The organism is Streptomyces pseudovenezuelae (assembly GCF_029892565.1).
Classification (GTDB): domain Bacteria; phylum Actinomycetota; class Actinomycetes; order Streptomycetales; family Streptomycetaceae; genus Streptomyces; species Streptomyces pseudovenezuelae_A.
Map to the genome: position 1 here is coordinate 13,165 of NZ_JARXVH010000040.1, position 21,431 is coordinate 34,595.

A 21,431-nucleotide genomic window follows, 5' to 3' on the forward strand; every position below is an offset into this window, starting at 1 on the left:
GCCAGCCTTCAGGGAGCCGCCAGGAGTTCCCGTACGAGTGCCCCGACCTGCTCCGTCTCGATCAGGAACCCGTCGTGTCCGTACGGCGACTCGATCACCCGCAGTCGGTCGGCGGAGGGGATCAGCGCGGCCAACTCGGCCTGCTGGGCGAGCGGGTAGAGGCGGTCGGAGTCTACGCCCGCGACCAGGGTGCGCGCGGTGACCCGGCTCAGCGCGGACCGGGTGCCGCCGCGATCCCTGCCGACGTCGTGGGCGTTCATGGCCTCGGACAGGACCACGTAACTGCCCGCGTCGAAGCGGCGGATCAGCTTGGCGGCGTGGTGGTCGAGGTAGGACTCGACCTGGTAGCGGCCGCCGTTCCAGGGGTCCTCGCCGCCCTGGGGTGTGCGGCCGAAGCGGATCCGGAGTTCCGGCTCGCTGCGGTAGGTGACGTGGGCGAGCCGGCGGGCGAGGCCGAGGCCGGTGTGCGGGCCGTGGGCGGTGTCGTGATAGTCGCCGTCCTGCCAGTGCGGGTCGGTGCGGACGGCGTGCACCTGGACGTTCGCCCAGGCGATCTGCTCCGCGCTCGCCGCCGCCGTGGTGGCGAGCAGCAGCAGCGCGCCGGTGCGCTCGGGGTGGGACACCGCCCACTCCACGGCCCGCATTCCGCCCATCGACCCGCCGACGACGAGCGCCCACCGCTCGACGCCCAGCGCGTCGGCGAGTCCGGCCTCGGCGGCGACCTGGTCGCGCTGGGTCAGGAACGGGAAGGAGCCGCCCCAGTCACGGCGCCCGTCGGGCCGGGTCGAGGCCGGTCCCGTACTGCCCTGGCAGCCGCCCAGGACGTTCGGGGCGACGACGAACCAGCGGTCGGTGTCGAGCGCGAGTCCGGGGCCGACCAGCCCGTCCCACCAGCCGGGGCTCGGATGACCGGGTCCGGCGGGCCCCACGACATGGCTGTCACCGGTGAGGGCGTGCAGGACGAGGACGGCGTTGGAACGGTCGGGGGCGAGCTGCCCCCAGGTCTCGAACGCCAGCCGTGCGCCCGGCAGTTCACCGCCCGCCTCCAGCGGGAGGGGCTTCTCCGGGATGTACCACCGGCGCCGCCCGGGCGGGTCCCCCTCCCGCCAGGCCCCGGTGGCCGGCGGGAGAGGACCGTCAGCAGGTGCAGCGGCGACAGCCCGCACCTACGCGCCCTTGGCCGCGCGGAATCCGGCCTCCAGATCGGCCTTGAGGTCGGCGAGGTTCTCGATGCCGACCGACAGGCGCACCAGGCCGGGCGAGGTCCCGGTGGCGGCCAACTGCCCCTCGTCCAGCTGACTGTGGGTCGTGGACGCCGGGTGGATGATCAGGCTGCGGACGTCACCGATGTTGGCCAGGTGGCTGAACAGCTCGACGGCGTCCACGAACCGCTTGCCCGCCTCGACGCCGTCCCGCAGCTCGAAGGAGACCACGGCGCCGGCCCCGCGCGGGAGATACGTCTGGCCGGCCTCGTACCACCGGCTGGAGGGCAGCCCCGGATAGTGGACGGCCGCCACCTCGTCCCGCTGCTCCAGCCACTCCGCCAGCGCCTGCGCGTTCGCCGAGTGCCGCTCGATGCGCAGGCTCAGCGTCTCCACGCCCTGCAGGAGCAGGAACGCGGAGTGCGGGGCGATCGCCGGTCCGAGGTCGCGCAGCAGCTGCACCCGCAGCTTGATCGCGAAGGCGCCCGGGCCGAGGGCGGGCCAGTACTGGAGGCCGTGGTAGCTCGGGTCGGGCTCGGTGAAGTCGGGGAAGCGGTCGGCGTGGGCCCCGAAGTCGAAGGTGCCGCCGTCCACGACGACACCCCCGATGGTCGTCCCGTGGCCGCCGATGAACTTGGTCGCCGAGTGCACGACGATGTCGGCGCCGTGCTCGATCGGCCGCAGGAGGTAGGGAGTCGGGACGGTGTTGTCGACGATCAGCGGTACGCCCGCCTCGTGGGCGGCGTCCGCGACCGCCCGCACGTCGAGCACGTTCCCGCGCGGGTTGCCCAGCGTCTCCGCGAACAGCGCCTTGGTGTTCGGCCGGATCGCCGCCCGCCAGGACTCGATGTCGTCGGGGTCGTCGATGAAGGACACCTCGATGCCCAGCCTCGGCAGGGTGTGCCGGAAGAGGTTGTAGGTGCCGCCGTACAGCGACGTACTGGAGACGATGTGGTCGCCCGACCTCGCCAGCGTGAGGATCGCCAGGGTCTCCGCCGCCTGCCCGGAGGACAGCGCGACGGCCGCGACACCGCCCTCCAGCGCGGCCACGCGCTGCTCGAAGACGTCCTGGGTGGGGTTGTGGATGCGGGTGTAGATGTTGCCGGGCTCCGCGAGCGAGAACAGGTCCGCGGCGTGCTGGGTGTCCCGGAAGACGAACGAGGTCGTCTGGTAGATCGGCGTCGCCCGGGCACCTGTCGTCGGGTCGGGGGTGGCCCCGGCGTGGATCTGCTTGGTCTCGAAGGACCAGGCCGAGGTGTCGGGGCCCGCGGGCGCCTCCTCGGGCGTGTGACCGGCGGTGACGGAGTCGATGGGCTGGCTCATGGTGCTGCTCCTCGTGCAAAGAGGCGTGCCGGCGCACACGTGCGGGCACGCGTGGGCACGGCAGCGAAGAGGTGGGAGTAGGGCCGGAGGGGAGCGTCAGCTCACGGCACTACACGCAGTGGTGGTCACGCGCACGTAGTCGACGTGGCGCCGGGTCACGAGCACCGTCATACGACGAGCGAACCACGGATGATCGGCCCGGGCCAGCGTCCCGTCGCCCGTGACACAGAGCCTTCATGAACGGCCGCCACGTCAGGGCTGCACCAGCGGTTACGGACGGCTCGGGCGGCGGGACGGGAGCGGCGGCCCGCATCAGGTCGAAGGTCTGGATGAAGGTGTGTACGTCGCGCTCCTTCTCCAAGTACACGTTGCCGGCGATGGAGTTGACGTAGACGACCGTGGGCGTGCGGGGTTCGGACTCCGGGAGGGAGAAGGTGTCGGCCAGGGCCGCGTGGGCGCCCTTGTGGATCTGCATGGCGGTCTCGACGCGCCGCTACGTCCTCGATGCGCCTGCCTGCGTGTTCCCGCAGGCGCCGCGGCTCGGAGCCGAGCTGGCGTGGGCGTGGCGGAGGGCGGTGTGGTCCAGAGCCCTGTGGCCCGGGAACGGCGCAGCCCCGGCCGGGAGGGACCCGGCCGGGGCTGCGTACGAGATCAGGCGGGCGTCACAGGGACGCGAGCACCTCGTTCCAGGTGGCCGAGGGGCGCATGACCGCCGCCGCCTTGGCCGGGTCGGGCTGGTAGTAGCCGCCGATGTCGGCCGGCGAGCCCTGGACGGCGAGCAGTTCGTCGACGATCTTCTGCTCGTTCGCCGCGAGTGTCTCGGCCAGCGACGCGAAGGCCTTGGCCAGGTCGGCGTCGTCGGTCTGCGCGGCCAGCTCCTGCGCCCAGTACAGGGAGAGGAAGAAGTGGCTGCCGCGGTTGTCGATGCCGCCGACGCGACGGGTCGGGGACTTGTCCTCGTTGAGGAAGGTCGCCGTGGCGCGGTCGAGGGTGTCGGCGAGGACCTTGGCCCGCGCGTTGCCCGTGAACTCGGCGTACTGCTCCAGGGACGGCACCAGCGCGAAGAACTCGCCGAGCGAGTCCCAGCGCAGGTAGTTCTCCTTGACCAGCTGCTGGACGTGCTTGGGCGCGGAGCCGCCGGCGCCCGTCTCGAACAGGCCGCCGCCCGCCATCAGCGGGACCACCGACAGCATCTTGGCGCTGGTGCCCAGCTCCAGGATCGGGAAGAGGTCGGTCAGGTAGTCGCGCAGCACGTTGCCGGTGACGGAGATGGTGTCCTCGCCGCGGCGGATGCGCTCCACCGACAGCTCGGTCGCCTCGACCGGGTTGAGGATCCGGATGTCCAGGCCCTCGGTGTCGTGCTCCGGCAGGTAGGCGTTGACCTTGGCGATCAGGTTGGCGTCGTGCGCGCGGGTCTCGTCCAGCCAGAAGACGGCCGGGTTGCCGGTGGCGCGGGCGCGGGTGACGGCCAGCTTCACCCAGTCCTTGATCGGCGCGTCCTTGGTCTGGCAGGCGCGGAAGATGTCGCCGGCCGAGACGGCCTGCTCGATCACCACGTTGCCGGCCAGGTCCACGAGGCGGACCGTGCCGGTGGTCGGGATCTCGAAGGTCTTGTCGTGGCTGCCGTACTCCTCGGCCTTCTGCGCCATGAGCCCGACGTTCGGGACCGAGCCCATCGTCGAGGGGTCGTAGGCGCCGTTGGCGCGGCAGTCGTCGATCACGACCTGGTAGACGCCGGAGTAGGAGGAGTCCGGCAGCACCGCGAGGGTGTCGGCCTCCTGGCTGGCCGGGCCCCACATGTGGCCGGAGGTGCGGATCATGGCCGGCATCGAGGCGTCGACGATCACGTCGGACGGCACGTGCAGGTTGGTGATGCCCTTGTCGGAGTCGACCATGGCCAGCTCCGGGCCCTCGGCGAGCTCGGCGTCGAAGGAGGCCTTGATCTCGGCGCCCTCGGGCAGGGACTCCAGGCCCTTGTAGATGCCGCCCAGACCGTCGTTCGGGGTCAGGCCGGCCGCGGCGAGCGCCTCGCCGTACGCGGCGAAGGTCTTCGGGAAGAAGGCGCGCACCACGTGACCGAAGATGATCGGGTCGGAGACCTTCATCATCGTGGCCTTGAGGTGCACCGAGAACAGGACGCCCTCGGCCTTGGCCCGGGCGATCTGCGCCGTGAGGAACTCGCGCAGCGGCGCCACGTGCAGGACGGAGGCGTCGACGACCTCGTCCGCGAGGACGGGTACCGACTCGCGCAGCACCGTGGTGGAGCCGTCGTCGCCGACCAGCTCGATCCGCAGCGAGCCCGCCTCGGAGATCACCGCGGACTTCTCGGTGGAGCGGAAGTCGTCCACACCCATCGTCGCCACGTTGGTCTTGGACTCGGGGGACCACGCGCCCATGCGGTGCGGGTGGGTCTTGGCATAGTTCTTGACCGAGGCGGGGGCCCGCCGGTCGGAGTTGCCCTCGCGCAGCACCGGGTTCACGGCGGAGCCCTTGACCTTGTCGTAGCGGGACTGGATGTCCCGCTCCTCGTCGGTCTTGGGGTCGTCCGGGTAGTCCGGCAGCGCGTATCCCTGGCCCTGCAGCTCGGCCACGGCGGCCTTGAGCTGCGGGATGGACGCCGAGATGTTCGGCAGCTTGATGATGTTGGCCTCGGGCGTCTTGGCCAGCTCTCCGAGCTCATGGAGGGCGTCCGGGATCCGCTGGTCCTCGGTCAGGTACTCCGGGAACAGGGCGATGATCCGCCCGGCCAGCGAGATGTCCCGCGTCTCCACGGCGACCCCCGCCTGCGAGGCGTACGCCTGGACCACCGGCAGGAAGGAATACGTTGCCAGGGCCGGGGCCTCGTCAGTGTGCGTATAGAAGATGGTCGAGTCAGTCACCGGGTGCTCCGCTCCACGTCTGCAACATTGCTCGACATCAAGATATCTCCTGACCGAGGTCGGCTCGACAGCGGTCCGTCCCGACTTCCGGACAACATCCTGCTCCCGCGATGCAACCTCCTCGCACGATCTTGGAGTCATAGAGGGGTGATCGCACGACTCGGGTGGACGACCCGGGCCGTGCGACGCCAGCGCACGACTTATCCGACGGCCGGACCGACCACCCGGCCGCCCGACGAAAGCGGATCATGAGATATCGCACCAGAGTGACGGCCCCGGCTGCCGCCCTGATCGGCACCGCCGCAGCCATGACCATCGGCTCCCAGGCCTCCGCGGCCACCAGGGACGGGGGATCGCCGGGGCCCGAGACGGTGGGGGACGCCGTCTACCCGAGCCTCGGCAACGACGGCTACCGGGTCTCCGCCTACCACCTCGACCTCGCCTACGACGCGACCACCAAGCTGGTCGACGCCGAGGCGACCCTGAAGATAACCACCACCCAGGCCCTCACCCGGCTCTCCCTGGACGCCCTGGGCCTGGACATACGCGCTGTCCGTGTCAGCGGCCGGACCGCCACCTTCGAGCAGGTGGGCGAGAAGCTGCGGATCACCCCCGCCCGCCCGCTGCCCACGAAGGCCCGGACGACGATCTGCGTCGAGTACGGCGCCGACCCGGCCCGTGCCCTCGCGCACACCGCCTGGGTCGTCACGCCGGACGGCTTCGCGATCTGCCCGCAGCCGAACTCGGCGCACACCGTCTTCCCGTGCAACGACCACCCGTCGGACAAGGCGGACTTCACCTTCCGTGTCACCGCACCCGCAGGGCTGCGCGGTGTCGCCAACGGCCTGCTCACCGGCACCGAGACGCTCGCCGACGGCCGCACGGCGTACTCGTACACGTCCCGTGAGCCGATGGCCACCGAGCTGGCGCAGATCACCATCGGTGACTACGTCATCAGGGACCGGCAGGGCCCGCACGGTCTGCCTCTGCGTGATGTCGTCCCGGCCGCCCGCGCCGCCGCCCTCGAACCGGCGCTCGCGCTCACCCCGAACCAGGTCCAGTGGCTGGAGGCCCGTCTCGGCGCGTTCCCGTTCGAGACGTACGGGCTGCTGCCCGCCAACACCGACAACGCGAACGCCTTCGACTTCACCGGCCTGGAGACGCAGACCCTCACCCTGTACAAGCCGAACTTCCTGCTCCAGCCGGAGAAGAGCATCGGCTCGCACATGATGCACGAGCTGGTGCACTCCTGGTTCGGCAACCTCGTCAGCCCTGGCAACTGGGCCGACCTGTGGTTGAACGAGGGGCACGCCGACTTCTACGGGCTGCTGTACCGCTACGAGCGCGGCTGGGCCGACTCCCTCGGGCTGACCACGATGGAAGCCCGCATGAAGGACACCTACGCGCGCGGCGACCAGTGGCGCCACGACTCCGGTCCTGTGGCCGCGCCCAACGAGGCCAACCTGTTCGACAGCCAGCGCTACCTCGGCGGTGTGCTGGTGCTGTACGCCCTGCGCCAGTTGGTCGGCGACGCCGTCTTCGCGGACATCGAGAGCACCTTCCTGGCCCGCTTCCGCAACTCCTCGGCGGCGACGGATGATTACGTCGCCGTCGCCTCGGAGGTCTCCGGCCAGGACCTGTCGGGCTTCCTGCGCGACTGGCTCTACGGCACGAAGACCCCCCGTATGCCCGGTCACCCGGACTGGACGGTCACCCCGGTGAACTCCACGCTCGCACCGCGCAGGCGGACGAGCGGGCACCACGACAACTCGGCGACCCTGTAGGTCACTCGGGGTGGGCGGCGGTCATGTCGCCCACCCCCTCCGGGCTGCGCTGCTGCGGAATCGACACCGAACCCTGCTGCAGCGCCACCGTCCGCGTGGGCGCCGGGATCCGGATGCCCTCCTCGCGGTAGCGCCGGTGCAGTTGCTTGATGAACTCGTGCTTGATGCGGAACTGGTCGCTGAACTCGCCGACGCCCAGGATCACCGTGCAGCCGATCCGGGAGTCGCCGAAGGTGTGGAAGCGGACCGCCGGTTCGTGCTCCGGGAGGGCGCCGCTGATCCCGGTCATCACGTCCGCGATGACCTCCAGGGTCACCCGCTCGACGTGCTCCAGGTCGCTGTCGTAGCCGACCCCGACCTGGACCAGGATCGTCAGATCCTGCTCAGGACGCATGAAGTTGGTCATGTTCGTCTTCGCGAGCTGCCCGTTGGGGATGACGACCAGGTTGTTGGAGAGCGCCCGGACCGTCGTCTGACGCCAGTTGATGTCCTCGACGTAGCCCTCCTCGCCGCTGCTCAGCTTGATGTAGTCGCCGGGCTGCACGGTCTTGGAGGCGAGGATGTGGATGCCCGCGAAGAGGTTCGCCAGGGTGTCCTGGAGGGCCAGCGCGACCGCCAGCCCGCCGACGCCCAGGGCGGTGAGCATCGGGGCTATCGAGATGCCCAGTGTCTGCAGGACCACCAGGAAGCCGATGGCCAGGACCAGCACCCGGGTGATGTTCACGAAGATCGTGGCCGACCCGGCGACGCCGGAGCGGGACTGGGTGACCGCCCGCACCAGACCGGCGATCACCCGGGCCGACGCCAGCGTGACGACGAAGATGAGCACCACGGTCAGCACTTGGTTGACGTGGTGCTGGACCGACCTCGTCAACGGCAGCGCGGCGCCGGCCGACGCGACGCCGGCCAGGAACGCCGACCACGGCACGACCGTGCGCAGCGCCTCCACGATGACGTCGTCGCCGCTCCAGCGGGTGCGGTCGGCGTGCCGGCCGAGCCAGCGCAGCAGCATGCGCAGCAGGAACGCTGCCAACAGACCGGCGGCCAGTGCGATTCCGGCGTAGACCCAGTCGTCCAGGGTGAGCGCTCGGGTCACCGGTCACCTCCGACAAGCTCGTGCGCGGCGCGAGTTGCCGCCGGGTACCGGATGTGAAGTGTCGTCACGTTGCCACCTGCTCGATACGGGAAGTGCGAGCGTTCATCGTGCCCTATCCCGTACGGCAGTTCGTACCTGACCAGCGCGGATCAGACAATGCCCTCCGCGAGTTCGGCCTGCTCATGGTCCGATCCGTATGCGGCGGTCCTGGGCGTTCCGTACGAACGGCGGGCGACGTACCACCACACCGTGGCGAGGACGAGTACGACGGCCAGCGCGACGGACGCGTAGTTCATGGAGTCGACCGTCACCGGCGAGGACTGCGGCAGACAGAACAGCACCGTCACGCAGGCCACCCACACCACCGCGACCCAGCCGACCGGCTTGCTCCACCGGCCCAGGTGCCAGGGACCCGGCGTGAAGCGGTCGCCCGCGCGCAGTCGCAGCAGTACGGGGATGGCGTACGCCGGGGTGATGCCGATGACGTTGATGGCGGTGACCGCGCCGTACGCCGTCGCCGAGTACAGGGACGGCAGCGCGAGCAGGCCGGCCACCACCACGGCCAGCCAGACGGCCGCCACCGGCGTCTGGGTGCGGCTGCTGACCTTGCGCCACAGACCGGAGCCGGGCAGGGCGCCGTCCCGGCTGAAGGCGAACACCATGCGGCTGGCGGCGGCGACCTCCGCGTTGCCGCAGAACAGCTGGGCCACGATCACCACGAGCAGCAGCGCGCTGGCGCCGTCGGTGCCCAGACCGTCGAGCAGGATCTGCGCGGGCGGCACCCCGGTGTCGCTGGCGCGCGTGGCGGCGTAGTCCTGGATGGCGAAGGTGAGACCCGCGAGCAGCACGAAGCCCGCTATCCACGACACCCAGATGGAGCGCACGATCCCCTTCGCCGCCGACACCGAGGCGTTGGAGGTCTCCTCGGAGAGGTGGGCCGAGGCGTCGTAGCCGGAGAAGGTGTACTGGGCGAGGAGGAGGCCGATCGCCGCCACATAGAGGGGGTTGGACCAGCCGGTGTCGTTCACGAACTCGGTGAACACGAAGGAGGCGGACTGGTGGTGGTCGGGGACGATCGCCAACGCGCCGACGATGACCGCGACTCCGGCCAGATGCCACCACACGCTGATCGAGTTGAGCACGCTGACCAGCCGCACCCCGAACAGATTCAGCACACCGTGCAGCAACAGGATCGCGACGAAGATCAGCATCGTCTTGCCCGGTGTCGGCTCGAAGCCCCACTGGATGCTGGCGAACGCACCCGTGAACAGCGCGGCGCCGTAGTCGATCCCGGCGATCGCACCCAACAGACCGAGCAGATTCAGCCACCCCGTGTACCAGCCCCAACGGCGCCCGCCGAGCCGGTCGGCCATGTAGTACAGGGCGCCGGAGGTCGGGTACGCGCTGGTGACCTCGGCCAGAGCGAGCCCCACGCACAGCACGAACAGGCCTACGCCCGCCCAGCCCCACAGCATCACGGCGGGACCGCCGGCGCCCATGCCGAAGCCGTACAGGGTCATGCAGCCGGACAGGATCGAGATCACCGAGAAGCTGATCGCGAAGTTGCCGAAGCCGCCCATACGGCGGGCGAGCACCGGCCGGTAGCCGAGTTCGCGCAGGCGCTCTTCGTCGTCGTGCGGGTGGGGACTGCTCTTGCTCGACATGCGGAAACCTCCGGGGGAAGGACGGTCAGGACTGCTTGCGCGCCGCCGAACTGCGCGCGCGTGCCTGCAGGAAGACCTCCAGCGCCTGGGCGCGGTCGCCGGGGTCGGTGGCGCGGTGGATCCAGGGAAGGGGCGTCCAGTACGGGCCGAGTGCCTCGAACACCCGGGCCGCGTCCGTGAATTGGAGGGCGCCCCACAGGGCGTGGGCGAGATGGTTGAGGTCGAGCGGAGAGCGCTCGTCGGTACGGGTGACCTCGAACCAGGAGTGCAGGGCCTGCCGCGTCTCGCGGCCGGCGTCCTCGGCGACCCAGTGCAGGTCGAGCGCGGCGTCCCGGGCGCCGGTGCGGCGGTAGCGCTCGACGCGCACGTACAGCGGCAGGACGTGCAGGGCGGAACCGGGCGGCGCCGTGTCCGCGGCCCACTGGGCGAACCCGGTCGCCTCCGCCAGCCGTTCGGCGGGGCCGCGCGCGTACAGGAACTGCAGCATGCGGTGGTACGCCTCGCGGTTGAACGGGTCCCGCTTGCCGGCCTCCGCCAGCAGACCCCACGGCCCCGGCGGCAGCATGGGCTCGGGCGGTGCCACCCGGTGCTCGGGCCGCGACTGCTCCCGGTCGAGCGTGGCGAGGGCCAGCAGGCACACCCAGGGGACCGGGTCCTGCGGGGAGGCGCGGGCCGCCGCGGCGCACGACTGCCAGGCCTCGCGCCACAGTTCACGCGTACGGCCGTGCTCCTCGCGGTGCGCCCGCAGCGCGCGCTCCACGGCTATCCGGGCGTGCATGACGACGGCCGGGATACTGTGCGGCTCCTCGTCGAGCCAGGCCCGCACGATGTCGGTGCCGGCCGCCGCGGTGGCGAGCACCTGGGTGCGCTGGGTCCACTGCCACCACGTGGTGGTGTCGGCGAGCAGCCCGCGCATGGACATCCAGCGTCCGGTGCGCAGGTCCTGGAGGGCGGCGCGCAACGCCGGGTCGTGCCCTGCGGGGTCGTAGGTGGGACGTGCTCCTTCTCGGGCCATTCAGCCGCCCGCCCCGTGGTGGAGGCGGGGCCGGGCAGAGTGGAGTAACAAAACAAGGCTCCTGCGGGCGGCGGTCGAGGAGTGTGCGGTGGGACGGCCGCCACTGTAGAGGCGGAGGTTCCGGTCACTCCACCGGTTTGCTGAGGCTGGCGGATACCAGTGTGTTCAAAGGGAGTTGACCAGTCGTCAGCATTGCTTGACGTGCAGGCGGCGCGGCGGCAGTCTGGCGCGCAGTGATCGCCGGGGGAACCGAGGGGTTTCGGGATTTCGAGAGTTGGGTCCTTTCGGGTTTTTCGAGCTGTACGGCCTTTTTGAGTTCGGCGAGTTTTTCCAGGGATCTCGTTGGGAGACGCAGCGATGACAGGTGCGGTGCTCGCCGTCGACCAGGGCACGTCCGGCACCAAGGCGCTCGTCCTGTGCCCCGAACGCGGCGTCATCGGCACCGGGTTCGCCGCCGTGCACCCCCGTCATCTGCCCGGCGGCCTGGTGGAGGTCGACCCGGAGGAGCTGTACCGCTCGGTCGTCGACGCCGGCTCCCGGGCCCTCGCGGAGGCCCGCGAACCCGTCGTGGCCCTGGGCCTCGCCAACCAGGGCGAGACTGTCCTGGCCTGGGACCCCGACACCGGCCGCCCGCTCACCGACGCGCTGGTCTGGCAGGACCGCCGCGCTGAATCCGTCTGCGCCGAACTCACCCCGCACGCCGACGAGTTGCGCGCCCTGACCGGCCTGCCCCTGGACCCGTACTTCGCCGCACCCAAGATGGCCTGGATCCGACGCCACCTCACCCGCGAGGGAGTCGTCACCACCAGCGACGCCTGGCTCGTGCACCGCCTCACCGGCGCCTTCGTCACGGACGCCGCCACCGCCGGCCGCACCCAACTCCTCGACCTCGACGGCGTGCGATGGTCGCCGCGTGCCCTGGACCTCTACGGACTGTCGGACGAGCGGCTCCCCGAGGTCGTCGACAACGCCCAACCGGTCGGCATCACCCGCGAGTTGGGGCCGGAGATTCCCCTCACCGGCCTGGTCGTGGACCAGCAGGCGGCCCTGCTCGCCCAGCGCGTCACCGCCCCCGGCGGCGCCAAGTGCACCTACGGCACCGGCGCGTTCCTCCTCGCCCACACCGGCGACGCACCACGGCACGGCACCTCGGGACTGGTCAGCTGTGTCGCCTGGCGGCTCGCCGGACGCACCGGCTACTGCCTCGACGGGCAGGTCTACACGGCCGCCTCCGCCGTGCGCTGGCTCACCGACCTCGGCGTGATCAAGGGCGCGGGCCACCTCGACGCGGTCGGCGGAGCCGTGCCCGACAGCGGCGGCGTCACCTTCGTACCGGCCCTCGCCGGGCTCGCCGCCCCCTGGTGGCGCGGCGACCTGCGCGGCTCGCTCACCGGACTCGGCCTCGACACCACCCCCGGCCACCTGGTGCGCGCCCTGTGCGAGGGCCTCGCCGCCCAGGTCGTCGAACTCGCCGAGGCCGCCGCCACCGACCTCGGGGAACCCCTTCAGGAACTGCGCGTCGACGGCGGCCTGACCCGCTCGACCCTGCTCATGCAGACGCAGGCCGACCTGCTGCAACGCCCCGTCGAAGTCTCCGCCCTGCCCGACGCGACCGCACTCGGCGTCGGCACCCTGGCCCGCCTCGGCGCCCAGCCCGGTCTCACGGTCGCCGACGCGCTGCCGGACTGGAAGCCGGCCGCCGTCTACGAGCCGCGCATCACCGCCGACGAGGCCGCCGAGCGCCTGGCCGGCTTCCGCCGCGAGGTCGCCGCACTGCTGGACCGGGTCCCCGCGTGACGGTCACCGCGAGCGGCCTGCTGCCCCGGACCGTGTACGACGTCGCGATCGTCGGCGCCGGAGTCGTGGGCTGTGCGATCGCCCGCCGCCTGGCCCGGCACGCGGACCTCCGGATCGCCCTGATCGAGGCCCAGGACGACGTCGGCCAGGGCACCTCCAAGGCCAACACCGCCATCCTGCACACCGGGTTCGACGCGATCCCCGGCTCCCTGGAGGCGCGGCTCGTCCGGGAGGGCGCCCGCCAACTCGCCCTCTACGCGGCCGAGTCGGGCATCCCCGTCGAACCGGTCGGCGCACTGCTCGTGGCCTGGGACGAGGCCCAACTCGCCGTCCTGCCAAGCCTGGCCGAGAAGGCCGAGCGCAACGCGTACCCGGACGCCCGCGAACTCGGCACCACCGAACTCTACGCACGGGAACCGCACTTGGGCCCCGGCGCCCTCGGCGCCCTGCACATCCCCGGCGAGAGCATCATCTGCCCCTGGACGACGACGCTGGCGTACGCCACCCAGGCCGTCCGGCACGGAGTGGACCTGCACCTCAACTCCCGAGTGGAGAAGGCGAGCAGAGAGGACGGGGTCCACCGCCTGGGCACCACCCGCGGCCCGTTGCGCGCCCGCCGACTCGTCAACGCGGCAGGACTGCACGCCGACACCCTCGACCGACAGCTCGGGCACGACGACTTCACGGTCACCCCGCGCCGCGGACAGCTCCTCGTCTTCGACAAGTTCGCCCGCGCCCTGGTCCGGCACATCCTGCTGCCCGTCCCCACGGCCCTCGGCAAGGGCGTCCTGGTCGCCCCCACCGTCTACGGCAACGTCCTGCTCGGCCCCACCGCCGAGGACCTGCACGACAAGCACGACACCGGCTCCACCGCGGACGCCCTGGCGGGCCTGCGTGAACAGGGCCGCCGCATCCTGCCCGAACTGCTCGACGAGGAGGTCACCGCCGTCTACGCCGGACTGCGCGCCGCCACCGAGCACGAGGACTACCGCATCGTCGCCCACCCCGAGCAGGCCACCGTCACCGTCGGCGGCATCCGCTCCACCGGCCTCACCGCGTCCCTGGCCATCGCGGACCACGTGACCGCCCTACTGGCCGACACGGGCCTGGAGTTGACCCCGCCCCGCGACCTGACCCCGATCCACATGCCCAACCTCGGCGAGGCGTTCCCCCGCCCCTGTCAACGCCCCGAACTCATCGCCGAGGACCCCGAGTACGGCACCCTCGTCTGCCACTGCGAACGCGTCTCCCGCGGCGAGATCCGCGACGCCCTCACCAGCACGATCCCGCCCCACACCGTGGACGGCCTCCGCCGCCGGACGCGGGCCCGCTCGGGGCGTTGCCAGGGCTTCCACTGCGGGGCGGCGGTACGGGCGTTGTTCGAGGGGGTGCGAGGGTGAGGGATGTCGACGTGCTCGTCGTGGGTGCCGGCCCGGCCGGGCTCGCGGTCGCCGCGCGTCTTGCTGTCGCCGGCGTGGGTCATGTAGAGGTGCTGGACCGCGAGTTGAGGGCCGGGGGAGTGCCACGGCACTGCGCCCACGGCGGGTTCGGCACCTGGCTGAATCCGCTCACCGGCCCCGCCTACGCCCGTCTGCTCACCACGGCGGCGGCACGCGCGGGCGCGGTCGTGCGCACCGGCGTGACCGCCCTCGACTGGGCGGGCCCCCTGTCGCTCACCACCGTCGGCCCCGACGGCCCCGAGACCCTCCGCGCCCGCGCGATCGTCCTGGCCACCGGGGCACGCGAACGCCCCCGTGCCGCCCGGCTGGTCCCCGGCACCCGGCCCGCCGGTGTCCTCACCACCGGCGAACTCCAGCAGGCCGTCCACCTCCACGGGCAGCGGATCGGCAGCCGAGCGGTCGTCGTCGGTGCCGAGGATGTCTCCTACGCCGCCGCTGACACCGTGACGGCGTCCGGAGCCGATGTCGTCGCCATGGTCACGGAGTTGCCGTACTCCCAGACCACGCCCGTCCGCGCCCAAGCCGCCCGACTCCGTCACCGTGTCCCGCTCCTGACCGACACGACGGTCGTCGAACTCCTCGGCCACGGACGGCTGTCGGGCGTGCGGGTGCGGCACAGCGCGGGCCGTACGGCCGTACTGCCCTGCGACACCGTCGTGTTCACCGGCGACTTCGTCCCCGACCACGAACTCGCCCGGCGCGGTGGCATCGACCTGGACCCCGGCACCCGGGGTCCCGCCGTCGACGGCGCCTTGCGTACCTCCCGAACCGGCGTCTTCGCGGCCGGCAGCGTGCTGCACGCCGTGGAGAGCGCGGCCACGGCAGCGGAAGAGGGAACGCACACGGCCCGCGCCGTCCGGGAGTGGCTCACCGGCACGACCTGGCCGACCGGCGTCCCCCTCACCGTCGCCCCACCCCTGCGCTGGATCGCCCCGAACCGCGTCACCCCGGCCGACCACCACCCGTACGTCCTGCGCACCACAACCCTCCTGAACCGCCCCCTCCTGCGCGTCACCCAGGACGGCCGCGTGCTGCACCGCCAGCGCACCTGGACCGCCGTCCCGAACCGCACGCTGCGGCTGGCGGCCGGCTGGGCGAGCGCGGTCGACCCGGAGGGCGGCCCGGTCGAGGTGACCGCCGGCCACCCGTGAACGCCCGATGTTTCGCGCCAACCTGACTCGCGCAGGGCTGGGTTGGCCCGGCCCGGCTCGCCCCGGTCTGTTCACGCCGACCTTCCCGCGCGGTCTGTTCACACTGGCCTGCTCGTGCCGACCCCGCTCGCCCCGGCTCGGTTCACACCGGTCTGTTCACATTGACCCGGTTCACACCGGCCTTCTTGCGCCGGTCTGCTCACACCGGTCCGCTCGCCCGGCCCGCTCTCACCGACCGGCTCACGCAGGTCCGGTCTCGCGCAAACCGGCCTTGCAGTGGCCCAGGCCTCCCACTGCTCCGCCTCCGCGCACCGCCGATCCCGCGCACCCCCCGACCTCGCACAGTCCAGTCCACCGCGTTGATCAGCCGGCCGTTGATCCACCCGCTGTGCGAGGCTGAGAATCCCTGACCGATCCCGTACCGAGGGAGAGCCGATGGCAGTCGAGCGCACCGTCCCGCCCGTCGCGCTCGTGACCGGCGCCAACCGCGGCATCGGGTATGAGGTCGTGCGGCAGCTCGCCGACCGTGGGCATCGGGTCCTGCTCGGCTCGCGCGACCTCGCCAAGGGCCGTGCCGCCGCGGCCCGTATCGACCCGGGCGGGGAGCGTGTGACCGTCGTCCAGCTCGATGTCTCCGACGAGGCGAGCGTGGCCGCCATGGCCGAGTGGGTCACCCGGGACGTGGGGCGGGTCGATGTCGTCGTGAACAACGCCGCGATTCTTTACGACACCTGGGCCCAGGCCCGGTCCGCCGACCTCGGTGAGGTCCAACGCGCCCTGGACACCAACCTGTTCGGCGCCTGGCGGGTCACCCAAGCACTGCTCCCGCTGCTGCGGCGCAGCCCGCATCCACGGGTGGTCATGGTCAGCAGCGAGGCCGCCTCCCTGCAGTCGATGAGCGGCGGCACCCCCGCCTACGGCGTCTCCAAGGCCGCGCTCAACGCCCTCACCTGCCTGCTCGCCGGTGAGTTGCGACGGCAGCGCGTTCTCGTCAACGCGATCTGCCCCGGCTGGGTCGCCACCGACATGGGCGGTGGCGGTGGCCGGCCCGTCGCCGACGGAGCCGCCGGGATCGTCTGGGCGGCGACCCTGCCGGACGGTGGGCCTACGGGAGGCTTCTTCCGGGACGGTAAGCCGGTGCCCTGGTGATGAAGTGAGAGTCCATGTGACGGGACCCTCACCCCCTTGCAGTCGGCGTCCGGCTCAGATCACCTTCAACCGCACCAGCGCACCCAGCGTCAACGCCCCCGGCAGCAACGGCAGCCACACCGTGATGATCCGGTAGGCCAGCACCACCGCCGTCGCCACGGCCGCCGGGCCGCCCGCCGCCACCAACGCCACGATCAGCGCAGCCTCGACGGAGCCGATACCGCCCGGCGTCGGCACCAGCGCCACCGCGACCGTCGCCGCGAGATAGGCCACCGCCATGTGCACGGGCGGCACCGACAGGCCCAACGCCTGCCCGACCAGGACCAGTCCGGCCGCCTGCAGCGCGGGGAAGGCGAGCGAGCCGCCCCACAGGGCGAGGGCACGGGAGGGGCGGGTGTGCACCGAGCGCAGTTCGCCCAGTGCGGTGCGTACGAAGGCCAGCGCGGCCGTCCGCAGTCGTCGGACGAAGGCGAGCACCGCGCCCGCCACGACCACGACGGCACCGACGACCGCCAGCAGCGGACCCACCGCGCCCTCGGGCAGCAGCGCGCCGAACCGCAGCGCGCCCGGGAACACGAGCAGCAGCGTCACCAGCAGGCCCACCCGGGCGACGCACTCCGCCAGCAGGTACAGGGCGAGTGCGGCCGAGGAGCGGGCGAGCGGGACCCCGCAGACCGACATGAACCGCAGGTTGACGGCGCTCGCGCCGAGGCCGGTGGGGAGCAGGTGGTTGGCGGAGCCGGCCGCGAACTGCGTGGCCAGCAGCCGCCGTCGGGGCAGCCGGTCGACGACCGCGCCCTGCCGGGTGAAGGCGGCCGCCACCCAGGTCAGACAGGTGGCGCCGATCGCGGCCAGCAGCCAGGGCCACTCGGCCTCCCGGAGATGGCCGAAGCCCTCGGCGAGCACCGACCAGTGCTGGACGGCGACGGCGACGACCAGCAGGAGCGGAAGCAGACACAGGATCTGGCGGACCGGGACGCGTCGGGGGAATCGTCCGTTGGGGAGTGGTCCTTCGGGGAGCTGAACCGTGGTCACATCTGAAGAGGGTCTCCGCACCGTGCCAACGGCGGGTGGCTGAATCGCGGCCAGAGGCTTACAGACGGACAGCGGCTGGGGAGGGGCTGCCATGGGGTCCTCGGTGTCCTTCGTGAGCGGAGGCGTCGGAAGAGCATTGACCTCGAGGTTGATTGAGGTTCTATGTTCTCTGCCATGAGCATGGAGACCACGGCGTGGACACAGCTGCAGAGTGTCATGAACGCCCAACAGGAGAGCCGCCCCTTCGCCCGCGCCACCCTGCGCCGCATCGGCGCCTACGCCCGTCCGCACCGGGCGCGCATCGCCCGGTTCGTGGTGCTCGGGGTGGTGACCGCACTGCTCGCCGTCGCCACCCCGGTCCTGGCCGGACGCGTCGTGGACGCGATCGTGTCGGGCGGCGACGAGGGCACGGTCGTACGCCTCGCCCTGCTCATCGCCCTGATGGCGGTCCTGGAGGCAGCGCTCGGCATCTTCGGCCGGCGGCTCTCGGCGACCCTCGGGGAAGGGCTCATCCTCGATCTGCGGACGGCTGTGTTCGATCATGTGCAGCGCATGCCGGTCGCGTTCTTCACACGCACACGTACGGGCGCGCTCGTCTCCCGTCTCAACAACGACGTCATCGGCGCCCAGCGCGCGTTCAGCAACACCCTGTCCGGAGTGGTCAGCAACCTGGTCACCCTGCTGCTGACCCTCGCCGTCATGCTCACCCTGTCCTGGCAGATCACCCTGCTCGCGCTGGCGCTGCTCCCGGTCTTCGTGATCCCCGCCCGGCGCATGGGCCGCCGCATGGCCGGCATGCAGCGCGAGGCGGCCACGCTCAACGCGGCGATGGGCACCCGGATGACCGAGCGCTTCTCGGCTCCCGGCGCCACCCTCGTCAAGCTCTTCGGGCGTCCGGAGGAGGAGTCGGAGGAGTTCGCGGCCCGCGCCCGCCGGGTCCGTGACGTCGGCATCCGCACCGCGACCGCCCAGTCGGCGTTCATCACCGCCCTCACCCTCGTCTCGTCGCTGGCGCTCGCCCTGGTCTACGGTCTCGGCGGCTGGTTCGCCCTGCGCGGCACCCTGGAACCCGGCGCCGTCGTCTCCCTGGCGCTGCTGCTGACCCGCCTGTACGCACCCCTCACCTCCCTCGCCGGCGCCCGCGTCGAGGTGATGAGCGCACTGGTCAGCTTCGAGCGCGTCTTCGAAGTACTGGACCTGGAGCCCTTGATCACCGACAAACCGACGGCACACGAGGTGCCCGAGGGCCCGGTCGCCGTCGAGTTCGAGAACGTCCGCTTCGGCTACCCCGCCGCAGACAAGGTCTCCCTCGCCTCCCTGGAGGAGGTCGCCTCCCTCGACACCCGCGGCGGCGCCGAGGTCCTGCACGGCATCTCCTTCCGCGCCGAACCCGGCCGGACCGTCGCGCTCGTCGGCTCCTCCGGCGCCGGCAAGTCGACCATCGCCCAACTCCTGCCGCGCCTCTACGACGTCGACGAGGGAGCCGTACGCATCGGCGGCGCCGACGTCCGCGACCTGACCGGCGCCTCCCTGCGGGCCACCCTCGGCATGGTCACCCAGGACGGCCACCTCTTCCACGACACCGTCCGCGCCAACCTCCAACTGGCCCGGCCCGCCGCGACCGAGGCCGAACTGTGGGACGCCCTGCGCCGCTCCCGCCTCGACGACCTCGTACGCTCCCTGCCCGACGGCCTCGACACGGTGGTCGGCGAGCGCGGCTACCGCCTCTCCGGCGGCGAACGCCAACGCATGACCATCGCCCGGCTGCTGCTGGCCCGTCAGCGCGTGGTCATCCTCGACGAGGCCACCGCCCACCTCGACAACACCTCGGAGGCCGCCGTCCAGGAGGCGCTGACCGAGGCGCTGGCCGGCCGCACCGCCGTGGTCATCGCCCACCGCCTCTCGACCGTCCGATCGGCCGACCAGATCCTGGTCGTCGAGTCGGGACGGATCGTCGAACGCGGCACGCACGAGGAGCTGCTGACGGCCGGGGGACGGTACGCCGAGCTGTACCGGACGCAGTTCGCGCAGCAGCCGGACGAGGCGGCCGCGTGAGGCGGTCGAGCGGGAAGGCCGGGTGAGGGCCCGCACCCTGACGGCCGAATGCGCGGGCGCTACGGAAGACGGTGTGCGTGGGGGAGAACGCGCAGGTAGACGCTTTCTCGAAGTCACAAGGGGGTGGGGAGCCCGGCGCGCGGTCGGTTGCGGGGTGCCGACGGGGTTCTCACGGTGAGTCCTAGAGAGCTGTACCTGACAGCCCGAAAGGAATGTGCATGTCCCCCCTGGTTTCCCGTGGACTGCTCCTGCCGTCCCTTCTCTGCGCCGCGCTGGTCTTCGGCCCCGTCGTCGGCACCGCGTCCGCGCAGTCGTCCGTCCCCGGGGCGTCCACGGCCGCCGGGGCGCAGGACCTCGGCGTATGGCTCGACGACCTGCGGGAGGGCCACGGCACCGCCGCGGCCGACCCCCTGCTCGGCGTGCTGAGCGACCTCACCGAACGATCCGGCCGGCCGCTCGGCGCGGAAGAGGCCGCCGCGTACACCAAGGCCGTCGAGACCGCGTACGCCTCGCTCCGGCAGCGGGTGCAGGAGCGGCCCGCCGCCGCCCCCGACAGCGCGACGGCCCTGGCCGCCGCCGACCCGATCGGCGACGCCGTGACCCAGCTCCAGTCGGCGGTCGACAAGCTGGTCTCGGCGCTGTCCTCGCTCGACCTGGGCGGGGTCCTCGGCGCGGTCACCGGCCTGCTGTCGCCGGTGCTCTCCCTGATCACCGGCGTCCTGGGCAGCGCGGTCCCGTCGGTACCGGCGCTGCCGTCCCTGCCGGCGCTTCCCACACCGGGCAGCCCGGCCCAGTAGAAGGAAATCGGCGAAGTCGGCCGCCCGGCGAGGAGTCCCGCCGAGCGGCCGACGCCCGTCCTGGACTTCCGGTGATCGAGTGATCATCATCCGTTACGCTCGGGTGACCGACGCCGGCCGTACCGGCCTGATCCGCCGATCCCCAGGAGCGTGTTCATGAGCGACATCGAGATCCGCGACGACCGGGCGGCGGGCCGCCTGGAGGCCTTCGGAGACGGCGGCGCGGACGGCGAAGTCGTCGGCCACATCCAGTACTTCGTCCTCGAATCCCCCGAGCGCGCCCTGGTCCCGGTCCACACGATCGTGGAACCGGCCCACGAAGGGAAGGGCATCGCGGGCCACCTTGCGCGCGAGGTGTACGCCATCGCCGAGCGCGAGGGCATCGTCGTCGCCCCGCTGTGCCCGTACGTCGTCAAGTGGGCCGCCCGCCACCCCGAGGTCGCCCCGAAGGCCGACCCGGAGCTGCTGCGCGCGGCGATGGAGTGGCTGGTGGCACACCCCGGGCGGTTCTGACGGTCCCTACGCCCACCTGGTCCTCACGCCGTCACGCGTGAGGGCGAGTGGGCAGGCGGGTGTCGGGTACGCGGGGGAGTAGTCCAGAGCAGACACCGACCCACACCCGGGAGGTCCCGATGACCGAGCCCTACCCCAGCCCCACACCCGGCCCGACCCCCGTGCCGGACCCGTACCCCAGCCCGGGCCCCGAGCCGGCGCCCCCCGGCCCGGCTCCCACCCCGAACCCGCCACCCCCGACCCCCACCCCGCCGCCCCCGGCGCCGGCACCGCCGGGCCCGGCCCCGACACCGGATCCGGTCCGTCCCGACCCGATGCCGGCCCCGGAACCGGGTTCGCCGCTGACCTGAGCGGGCGGGTGCGGTGCCCGGGCCGTCGCCGGCCCGGGACGGCCGTGAACGTGGAGACGGGGGGGGGGGGCGCCCCCCGCCCCCCCCCCCCCCCCCCCGAGGGGCCCCCCCCCCCCCCGCACAGCAACACCCGGGGACAACCCCCCCGCCCCCCCCCCCCC

General features: G+C 72.1%; 16 protein-coding genes. 8 read left to right on the plus strand and 8 right to left on the minus strand.

Annotated elements, in window-relative coordinates; all coding sequences use genetic code 11:
* Positions 1–8: 8 nt before the first annotated feature.
* The 4 genes from metX to M2283_RS49900 form a co-directional block, all read right to left on the minus strand.
* Positions 9–1,166, minus strand: coding sequence for a homoserine O-acetyltransferase MetX (gene metX, locus M2283_RS49885; protein WP_280883273.1), 1,158 nt, complete (start codon positions 1,164–1,166; stop codon positions 9–11).
* Positions 1,167–2,525, minus strand: coding sequence for a bifunctional o-acetylhomoserine/o-acetylserine sulfhydrylase (locus M2283_RS49890; RefSeq protein ID WP_280883274.1), 1,359 nt, complete (start codon positions 2,523–2,525; stop codon positions 1,167–1,169).
* Between the two features lie 109 nt (positions 2,526–2,634).
* Positions 2,635–3,000: a Scr1 family TA system antitoxin-like transcriptional regulator gene (locus M2283_RS49895; protein WP_280883275.1), complete on the minus strand. Its 366-nt coding sequence runs from the start codon at positions 2,998–3,000 to the stop codon at positions 2,635–2,637.
* Between the two features lie 187 nt (positions 3,001–3,187).
* Positions 3,188–5,404 carry an NADP-dependent isocitrate dehydrogenase gene (locus tag M2283_RS49900; RefSeq protein WP_280883276.1) on the minus strand — a complete coding sequence of 739 codons (2,217 nt, stop codon included), beginning with the start codon at positions 5,402–5,404 and terminating at the stop codon, positions 3,188–3,190.
* Positions 5,405–5,652: 248 nt separating this feature from the next.
* Here M2283_RS49900 and M2283_RS49905 point away from each other — a divergent pair, with 248 nt between their 5' ends.
* Entirely contained in the window at positions 5,653–7,188 is a 1,536-nt protein-coding gene (locus M2283_RS49905; RefSeq protein WP_280883277.1) for a M1 family metallopeptidase, read from the plus strand.
* A gap of 1 nt (position 7,189) precedes the next feature.
* Here the strand turns inward: M2283_RS49905 and M2283_RS49910 are convergent, their stop codons facing one another.
* The 3 genes from M2283_RS49910 to M2283_RS49920 all read right to left on the minus strand — a co-directional run bounded on the left by M2283_RS49910 (position 7,190) and on the right by M2283_RS49920 (position 10,963).
* Positions 7,190–8,284 carry a mechanosensitive ion channel family protein gene (locus M2283_RS49910; protein ID WP_280883278.1) on the minus strand — a complete coding sequence of 365 codons (1,095 nt, stop codon included), beginning with the start codon at positions 8,282–8,284 and terminating at the stop codon, positions 7,190–7,192.
* 149 nt (positions 8,285–8,433) lie between these two features.
* Entirely contained in the window at positions 8,434–9,948 is a 1,515-nt protein-coding gene (locus M2283_RS49915) for an amino acid permease (RefSeq protein WP_280883279.1), read from the minus strand.
* A 25-nt stretch (positions 9,949–9,973) separates the two neighbouring features.
* Positions 9,974–10,963, minus strand: coding sequence for a hypothetical protein (locus M2283_RS49920; protein WP_280883280.1), 990 nt, complete (start codon positions 10,961–10,963; stop codon positions 9,974–9,976).
* A 357-nt stretch (positions 10,964–11,320) separates the two neighbouring features.
* Here M2283_RS49920 and M2283_RS49925 point away from each other — a divergent pair, with 357 nt between their 5' ends.
* From M2283_RS49925 to M2283_RS49940, 4 genes are all read left to right on the plus strand, one after another.
* Positions 11,321–12,760 (plus strand): FGGY family carbohydrate kinase, encoded by a 1,440-nt coding sequence (locus tag M2283_RS49925; protein WP_280883281.1) that lies wholly within the window; start codon positions 11,321–11,323, stop codon positions 12,758–12,760.
* Entirely contained in the window at positions 12,757–14,160 is a 1,404-nt protein-coding gene (locus M2283_RS49930) for an FAD-dependent oxidoreductase (protein WP_280883282.1), read from the plus strand. The genes M2283_RS49925 and M2283_RS49930 overlap by 4 nt, the downstream gene beginning before the upstream one ends.
* Entirely contained in the window at positions 14,157–15,371 is a 1,215-nt protein-coding gene (locus tag M2283_RS49935) for an NAD(P)/FAD-dependent oxidoreductase (protein WP_280883283.1), read from the plus strand. Before M2283_RS49930 ends, M2283_RS49935 begins: the two co-directional genes overlap by 4 nt.
* Before the next feature lie 435 nt (positions 15,372–15,806).
* Positions 15,807–16,520 carry an SDR family NAD(P)-dependent oxidoreductase gene (locus M2283_RS49940; RefSeq protein ID WP_280883284.1) on the plus strand — a complete coding sequence of 238 codons (714 nt, stop codon included), beginning with the start codon at positions 15,807–15,809 and terminating at the stop codon, positions 16,518–16,520.
* Between the two features lie 54 nt (positions 16,521–16,574).
* Here M2283_RS49940 and M2283_RS49945 read toward each other — a convergent pair whose 3' ends face one another.
* Complete coding sequence (locus tag M2283_RS49945; protein WP_280883285.1) at positions 16,575–17,555, minus strand: lysylphosphatidylglycerol synthase transmembrane domain-containing protein; 981 nt, start codon at positions 17,553–17,555, stop codon at positions 16,575–16,577.
* A 180-nt stretch (positions 17,556–17,735) separates the two neighbouring features.
* Here M2283_RS49945 and M2283_RS49950 point away from each other — a divergent pair, with 180 nt between their 5' ends.
* The 3 genes from M2283_RS49950 to M2283_RS49960 all read left to right on the plus strand — a co-directional run bounded on the left by M2283_RS49950 (position 17,736) and on the right by M2283_RS49960 (position 20,920).
* Complete coding sequence (locus M2283_RS49950) at positions 17,736–19,610, plus strand: ABC transporter ATP-binding protein (RefSeq protein ID WP_280883292.1); 1,875 nt, start codon at positions 17,736–17,738, stop codon at positions 19,608–19,610.
* 218 nt (positions 19,611–19,828) lie between these two features.
* Positions 19,829–20,407 (plus strand): hypothetical protein, encoded by a 579-nt coding sequence (locus tag M2283_RS49955; RefSeq protein WP_280883286.1) that lies wholly within the window; start codon positions 19,829–19,831, stop codon positions 20,405–20,407.
* 156 nt (positions 20,408–20,563) lie between these two features.
* Positions 20,564–20,920 (plus strand): GNAT family N-acetyltransferase, encoded by a 357-nt coding sequence (locus M2283_RS49960; RefSeq protein ID WP_280883287.1) that lies wholly within the window; start codon positions 20,564–20,566, stop codon positions 20,918–20,920.
* Positions 20,921–21,431: the final 511 nt, after the last annotated feature.

Coding starts and splice junctions, on each gene's coding strand:
- M2283_RS49890 (WP_280883274.1), bottom strand. CDS start 2,525: ATGAGCCAGCCCATCGACTCCGTCACCGCCGGTCACACGCCCGAGGAG.
- M2283_RS49895 (WP_280883275.1), bottom strand. CDS start 3,000: ATGCAGATCCACAAGGGCGCCCACGCGGCCCTGGCCGACACCTTCTCC.
- M2283_RS49905 (WP_280883277.1), top strand. CDS start 5,653: ATGAGATATCGCACCAGAGTGACGGCCCCGGCTGCCGCCCTGATCGGC.
- M2283_RS49915 (WP_280883279.1), bottom strand. CDS start 9,948: ATGTCGAGCAAGAGCAGTCCCCACCCGCACGACGACGAAGAGCGCCTG.
- M2283_RS49920 (WP_280883280.1), bottom strand. CDS start 10,963: ATGGCCCGAGAAGGAGCACGTCCCACCTACGACCCCGCAGGGCACGAC.
- M2283_RS49925 (WP_280883281.1), top strand. CDS start 11,321: ATGACAGGTGCGGTGCTCGCCGTCGACCAGGGCACGTCCGGCACCAAG.
- M2283_RS49940 (WP_280883284.1), top strand. CDS start 15,807: ATGGCAGTCGAGCGCACCGTCCCGCCCGTCGCGCTCGTGACCGGCGCC.
- M2283_RS49950 (WP_280883292.1), top strand. CDS start 17,736: ATGGAGACCACGGCGTGGACACAGCTGCAGAGTGTCATGAACGCCCAA.
- M2283_RS49955 (WP_280883286.1), top strand. CDS start 19,829: ATGTCCCCCCTGGTTTCCCGTGGACTGCTCCTGCCGTCCCTTCTCTGC.
- M2283_RS49960 (WP_280883287.1), top strand. CDS start 20,564: ATGAGCGACATCGAGATCCGCGACGACCGGGCGGCGGGCCGCCTGGAG.